Here is a 3,293-nt window from a genome sequence, read left to right as displayed (position 1 = left end):
CCGGCGTCTCATGGCGACAAGCGCCCCGTCTCACGGGCGACGTGCTCGCGGATCAGAAAATCCGCCGCGCGCTCCAGCGCCTCCGACCGGGAGTCGACGGCACTTTGGAGCATGCCGTGGGCCAGCACCGTCGGGATGGCCGCGGCCAGCCCGGCGACGGTGGTGAAGAGCGCCTTCCAGATCCCCCCGGTCACGGCGGCCGCGTCGATCGCCCCGCCCTGGTGGAGCGATCGAAACATCTCCACCATCCCCAGCACGGTCCCCAGCAGACCTAGAAGCGGTGCGATGCGGGCCACAACCTCCAGGACGGGCAGGCGTTTCTCCAGCCTGTAGAGTTCCCGCCGCACCCGCCGCTCGGCCAGCACCTTCATCGCCTCGTCCGGTAGACCCCAGTGCGGCAGGACCGCCCTGAAAAAACGATGCAGGGAGCTGTCCGAAGCGTCCGCGATGTCCCGCGCCGACGCGAGGTCCCCGGAGCGCAGCGCCGCGGACAGCGCGGCCTCCAGCCGGCCGGGATCCGTCCGGCTCCGCACGAGGAGAAAAAGCCTCTCCAAGACCACAGTCAGCGCGATAAAGGAAAGCAGGGCGATGATCCACATGATGACGCCCCCGGCCCGCATGTACTCCACCATGAACCGCACCTCCGAAATCGATGAAAACTCAGCTCCGCCGCCGTTCGCGCTTGAGCAGAAGCCAGAGGAAGAAGAAGGAGCCCATGCAGGAGGTGAGCACCCCGACGGGGATCTCCGCAGGGGCCCAGAGCGTTCGGGCCGCGGTATCGCAAACCACCAGAAAGGTCCCCCCAAACAGCGCGGAGACGATGACGAGCGTCCGATGGGCCGGCCCGACGATCCGGCGGCAGATGTGGGGTCCCATGAGTCCGACGAAGCCGACGGGGCCGCACGCGGACACGCTGACGGCCACGGCCAGGGAGACCCCGATGAAGAGCCCGCGCCGGAGCCGCCCGACGGATACGCCACGGCTCTCGGCCAGCTCCTCGCCGCAGAGAAACAGATCCAGCTCCGGCGCCCAGAACACGGCCGCGCAGAGGATCAGAACGAGGGCGGGCAGCGTGGTCCCAAGCGCACCGAACCCCACCGCCTGAATGCTGCCCATCGTCCAGAGCGCCATCCTGAAGGAGTCCACGTAGTTGCCCGTATACTGCACGATCAGGGTGAGGCTGCTGAAGAGAAAGCTGACGGCGATCCCGGCCAGGAGAAGGGAGGACGTCCCCCCACGCCTCCAGGAGCCCGCGGCGTAGATGACCGCCGTGGCCAGCCCCGCGCCCAGGAAGGCCGAGGCCGAGAGGCCGGAGAGCCCCGGCAGGAGCGAGAAGGTCAGGCCCAGACGGATGGAGAGCACCGCACCGAAGGCCGCCCCGGTGGAGATCCCCAGCATATCCGGGGAGGCCAGAGGGTTGCGGAACAACGCCTGAAACAAGGCGCCGCAGACCCCCAGGATAGCCCCCGTCACCCAGGCCAGACAGACCCGCGGCAGGCGGAGCTCCCAGAAGATCTTGTGTCCCCGTGCCCCCTCCAGCCAGATGTCCCCCCAGGAGAGCGCATGCATCCCCACCAGGGGCGCGACGAGGAGGACCACGACGGACAGGAGCAACAGGCCCCGTACCGCCACCCTATGACTTTTCATCGCAGCATCCGGACCGGGGCGACGAACGGGACGGTCTGTCCCGGCCCCTCGAAAAGGCGAAAATCCGTTCCGAAGACCCCGTGGAGGACGGACGCCTCACGAAAGTCCCCGCTGGGGCCCTCGTGGCATATCGCTCCTCCCCGAAGGGCCAGAAGGCGATCCGCCACCGCAAGCGCGGCATTGATGTCGTGGGTCACCATCAAAACCGTGATTCCGCGCTCCCGGTTGATCCGCTCCACCAACTCCAGGATCTCCGCACGATGCAGGTAATCCAGAAAGTTCAGAGGCTCGTCCAGAAAGAGCACGTCGGTCCCCTGCGTCAGGGCCGCGGCGATGAGGGCCCGCTGCCGCTCTCCGCCGCTGAGCGTGTTCAACGGGCGCGAGGCCAGGGCCTCCGCCCCGGAGACCCGGAGCGCCTCGTCCAGCGCCCGTCCGTCCTCCCGCGTCCAGCCGGAGAAGGAGTCCCGCCAAGGGAATCGCGACATCCGGGCGAACTCCTCCACCGTGAAGCTCAAGTCCAGATCCCCATGCTGGTGGACCCAGGCGATGCGGCGGGCGGCCTCCCTGGCGGAGAGGGAGGCGACCGGGCGTCCGTCCAGAAGCACCGTCCCGGAAAAATTGCGGTAAAGCCCGCCCAGACAACGCAGCAGGCTGCTCTTGCCAGCACCGTTGGAGCCGACGATCGCCACGAAGTCCCCACAGGAGACGGAGAAGCGGAGCCCGTCCAGGATACGCCGGCCGCCCAGGCTCAAAACCAGATCCCGAACCTCGAAAAGAGCAGGTTTCATCGGGAAGGGCTAACGGGCCTCGGGGCCGAAAAACCATCCATCGCCCGGGGATGGATGCAGCGTGCGAAGGCCTCGACGATCTGGGGGATCCGGGGCCCGGGCCGCAGAAAGACGGTGCCGAGCAGGACGTGGACCCTGCCGTCCCGAACGGCCCCGACGGCCGAGAGACGCAGCCACGGCGCCAGAAGGTTGCCTTCCTCAAAGACCGCGTCGAGGTCCTCCACGCCGGGAGCATGGTAGTGGGTCCGGTCCCCGACCAGGTCGATAACGACCTCGGGATCGATCCTCATGACCCCCTCCTGGGATATCTTCATGTAGGAGAGCATGCCCTCCTCCACGGCGTTGACCCCGCCCGCCATCCGGAGCAGTTCGTTGTAGAAATTGCCGGACGGCCCCGCGATGTAGAGGGTCTCCAGGTGGTCCAGGGCGAGCTCCCGCGAGACGGAGAGCAGCACCCTGGGCCGGGCAAGTCCCTTCAGCCGCGACGCCACGGCGTCCAGACGGCCCCGCATCTCCGCAACCCGAGCCTTGGCCCGCTCCTCCGCACCGCAGAGCCTGCCCAGCTCCAGGACCCCTTGACAGATATCCTCCGTCGATTCCTGGCTCAGGATGCAATACGGGATCCCGAGGGCCTCCAGTTTCGGGGCCAGCCCCTGGCGGTGCAGGTCCTGAAGCACCAGGAGATCCGCTCCCATGGCGACCAGGCTCTCCAGGTTGACCTCGGTGAAGCCGCCCACCTTCGGTTTGGCCCCCGCCTCCGGCGGGTAGTCGCAAAACTCCGTAACGCCGGCGACCCTGTCCCCCTGTCCCAGATCGAACAGGATCTCCGTCCCGACCGGCGACAGGGAGACGATACGG

4 protein-coding genes are annotated in these 3,293 nt (G+C 67.7%); all 4 read right to left on the bottom strand.

The features are described from left to right. Positions 1–8: 8 nt before the first annotated feature. On the bottom strand, positions 9–632 hold the full coding sequence (locus EII26_RS12700) for a MotA/TolQ/ExbB proton channel family protein (protein ID WP_124889524.1): 624 nt from the start codon (positions 630–632) through the stop codon (positions 9–11). A gap of 28 nt (positions 633–660) precedes the next feature. Then, the gene (locus EII26_RS12695) at positions 661–1,647 is read right to left on the bottom strand and encodes a FecCD family ABC transporter permease (protein ID WP_124889523.1); all 987 of its coding nucleotides are present in this window, start codon (positions 1,645–1,647) and stop codon (positions 661–663) included. Then, complete coding sequence (locus tag EII26_RS12690) at positions 1,644–2,435, bottom strand: ABC transporter ATP-binding protein (RefSeq protein ID WP_124889522.1); 792 nt, start codon at positions 2,433–2,435, stop codon at positions 1,644–1,646. Before EII26_RS12690 ends, EII26_RS12695 begins: the two co-directional genes overlap by 4 nt. Then, on the bottom strand, positions 2,432–3,293 hold an 862-nt coding region (locus EII26_RS12685; protein WP_124889521.1), incomplete at its 5' end, for an ABC transporter substrate-binding protein. The genes EII26_RS12690 and EII26_RS12685, both read right to left, overlap by 4 nt.

The sequence above is a fragment of the Fretibacterium sp. OH1220_COT-178 genome (assembly GCF_003860125.1).
Taxonomy (GTDB): domain Bacteria; phylum Synergistota; class Synergistia; order Synergistales; family Aminobacteriaceae; genus CAJPSE01.
Note: the sequence above shows the minus strand (reverse complement) of the source record. Positions and strands in the feature narration are given on the sequence as shown.

Excerpts from the sequence above, each read along its gene's own strand:
- EII26_RS12690 (WP_124889522.1), bottom strand. The coding sequence starts at position 2,435 with ATGAAACCTGCTCTTTTCGAGGTTCGGGATCTGGTTTTGAGCCTGGGC.
- EII26_RS12700 (WP_124889524.1), bottom strand. The coding sequence starts at position 632 with ATGGTGGAGTACATGCGGGCCGGGGGCGTCATCATGTGGATCATCGCC.
- EII26_RS12695 (WP_124889523.1), bottom strand. The coding sequence starts at position 1,647 with ATGAAAAGTCATAGGGTGGCGGTACGGGGCCTGTTGCTCCTGTCCGTC.